This is a genomic window from Acinetobacter sp. Q186-3 (assembly GCF_013420655.1).
Taxonomy (GTDB): Bacteria; Pseudomonadota; Gammaproteobacteria; order Pseudomonadales; family Moraxellaceae; genus Acinetobacter; species Acinetobacter indicus.
The window spans coordinates 1-3,235 of the sequence record NZ_VOXS01000037.1; the positions used below are offsets into that span (position 1 = coordinate 1).

2 rRNA genes are annotated in these 3,235 nt (G+C 50.0%); both read right to left on the reverse strand.

Features of this window, described 5'->3' with window-relative positions:
- Positions 1-5: 5 nt before the first annotated feature.
- Positions 6-120: ribosomal RNA gene (gene rrf, locus FTT64_RS14145) — 5S ribosomal RNA — on the reverse strand.
- A 191-nt stretch (positions 121-311) separates the two neighbouring features.
- A 23S ribosomal RNA gene (locus FTT64_RS14150) occupies positions 312-3,201 on the reverse strand.
- Between the last annotated feature and the right edge of the window lie 34 nt (positions 3,202-3,235).

Consider the following 3,235-nt stretch of genomic DNA (forward strand, 5'->3'; position numbering starts at 1 on the left):
TAATGAGCTGGCGATGACTTACTCTCACATGGGTAACCCCACACTACCATCAGCGCTAAGAGGTTTCACTTCTGAGTTCGGGAAGGGATCAGGTGGTTCACTCTTGCTATTGTCGCCAGCACAACTGTTATGGACTTGTTCGGGTCTTAGTTACTTTGCTTAAGCTTGATGCTTTTGCATGTAATGCCTTACTTTGTTCCAAATGAGTTATTAACGGATTGGCCATTGGGTCTGAATTTTATTGTGTCGCATTAACTAAATCAAGGATTAGTTTAGAATTCAGCTTGATACAACAACTGTTTGGGTGTTGTATAGTCAAGCCTCACGAGCAATTAGTATTGGTCAGCTTCACATATCGCTATGCTTCCACACCCAACCTATCAACGTCCTAGTCTCGAACGGCTCTTTAGAGGAATAAATTCCTAGGGAAATCTTATCTTGAGGTAGGCTTCCCGCTTAGATGCTTTCAGCGGTTATCCCTTCCGAACATAGCTACCCGGCGATGCGACTGGCGTCACAACCGGTACACCAGAGGTTCGTCCACTCTGGTCCTCTCGTACTAGGAGCAGATCCTCTCAAATTTCCAGCGCCCACGGTAGATAGGGACCGAACTGTCTCACGACGTTCTAAACCCAGCTCGCGTACCTCTTTAAATGGCGAACAGCCATACCCTTGGGACCTGCTTCAGCCCCAGGATGAGATGAGCCGACATCGAGGTGCCAAACACCGCCGTCGATATGAACTCTTGGGCGGTATCAGCCTGTTATCCCCAGAGTACCTTTTATCCGTTGAGCGATGGCCCTTCCATACAGAACCACCGGATCACTAAGACCTACTTTCGTACCTGCTCGACTTGTGGGTCTCGCAGTTAAGCGCGCTTTTGCCTTTATACTCTACGCGTGATTTCCGACCACGCTGAGCGCACCTTCGTACTCCTCCGTTACTCTTTAGGAGGAGACCGCCCCAGTCAAACTACCCACCAGACATGGTCCTCGTCCCGGATCACGGGACAGAGTTAGAACCTCAACATTACCAGGGTGGTATTTCAAGGACGGCTCCATTGGAACTGGCGTTCCAACTTCAAAGCCTCCCACCTATCCTACACAAGTAAGGTCAAAGTTCAATGTCAAGCTGCAGTAAAGGTTCACGGGGTCTTTCCGTCTAGCCGCGGGTACACTGCATCTTCACAGCGATTTCGATTTCACTGAGCCTCTGCTGGAGACAGCGCCGCCATCATTATGCCATTCGTGCAGGTCGGAACTTACCCGACAAGGAATTTCGCTACCTTAGGACCGTTATAGTTACGGCCGCCGTTTACTGGGGCTTCGATCAAGAGCTTCGCTTACGCTAACCCCATCAATTAACCTTCCAGCACCGGGCAGGCATCACACCCTATACGTCCACTTTCGTGTTTGCAGAGTGCTATGTTTTTAATAAACAGTTGCAGCGGCCTGGTTTCTGCGGCTGTCAACCGCTCAGGGAGCAAGTCCCATCACCGTCAACAGCGTACCTTCTCCCGAAGTTACGGTACCATTTTGCCTAGTTCCTTCAGCAGAGTTCTCTCAAGCGCTTTGGTCTACTCGACCTGACCACCTGTGTCGGTTTCGGGTACGATTCCAGTGTAACTGAAGCTTAGAGACTTTTCCTGGAAGCATGGTATCAGCCACTTCGCTAGTAAACTAGCTTGCTATCAGCTCTCAGCATAGAGCACCCCGGATTTGCCTAAGATGCATGCCTACAGCCTTCCACCTGGACAACCAACGCCAGGCTGACTTAACCTTCTCCGTCCTCTCATCGCATTACACTGAAGTATTGGAATATTAACCAATTTCCCATCGACTACGCCTCTCGGCCTCGCCTTAGGGGTCGACTCACCCAGCCCCGATTAACGTTGGACTGGAACCCTTGGTCTTTCAGCGAACGGGTTTTTCACCCGTTTTGTCGTTACTCACGTCAGCATTCGCACTTCTGATACCTCCAGCAGACTTCTCAATCCACCTTCATCGGCTTACAGAACGCTCCCCTACCACGTATACAATGTATACATCCGCAGCTTCGGCACATAGTTTTAGCCCCGTTACATCTTCCGCGCAGGCCGACTCGACTAGTGAGCTATTACGCTTTCTTTAAAGGGTGGCTGCTTCTAAGCCAACCTCCTAGCTGTCTATGCCTTCCCACATCGTTTCCCACTTAACTATGATTTTGGGGCCTTAGCTGGCGGTCTGGATTGTTTTCCTCTTGACTACGGACGTTAGCACCCGCAGTCTGTCTCCCGGATAGTACTCATCGGTATTCGGAGTTTGCATCGGTTTGGTAAGTCGGGATGACCCCCTAGCCGAAACAGTGCTCTACCCCCAATGGTATTCGTCCGAGGCGCTACCTAAATAGCTTTCGGGGAGAACCAGCTATCACCAGGCTTGATTAGCCTTTCACCCCTATCCACAAGTCATCCCCTGGCTTTTCAACGACAGTGGGTTCGGTCCTCCAGTTAGTGTTACCCAACCTTCAACCTGCTCATGGATAGATCGCCTGGTTTCGGGTCTACACCCAGCAACTATACGCCCTATTAAGACTCGGTTTCCCTACGGCTCCCCTATGCGGTTAACCTTGCTACTGAATGTAAGTCGCTGACCCATTATACAAAAGGTACGCAGTCACCACACGAAGTGGCTCCCACTGCTTGTATGCATGCGGTTTCAGGATCTATTTCACTCCCCTCACAGGGGTTCTTTTCGCCTTTCCCTCACGGTACTGGTTCACTATCGGTCAGTCAGGAGTATTTAGCCTTGGAGGATGGTCCCCCCATATTCAGACAAGGTTTCACGTGCCTCGCCCTACTCGTCATCATTATGTGTGCCCTTTCGTGTACAGGACTATCACCCACTATGGTTGCACTTCCCAGAGCATTCCACTAAAACACACATAACTTAATGGGCTGTTCCCCTTTCGCTCGCCGCTACTGAGGGAATCTCAATTGATTTCTTTTCCTAAGGGTACTGAGATGTTTCACTTCCCCTCGTTCGCCTCAATACACTATGTATTCATGTATTGATACCTACCTTATGGTAAGTGGGTTTCCCCATTCAGACATCTCCGGATCAAAGGATATTTGCCGCCTCCCCGGAGCTTTTCGCAGGCTATCACGTCTTTCTTCGCCTCTGACTGCCAAGGCATCCACCACATGCACTTAATTACTTGACTATACAACCCCAAACAGTCGTTAATCCCTACAAGT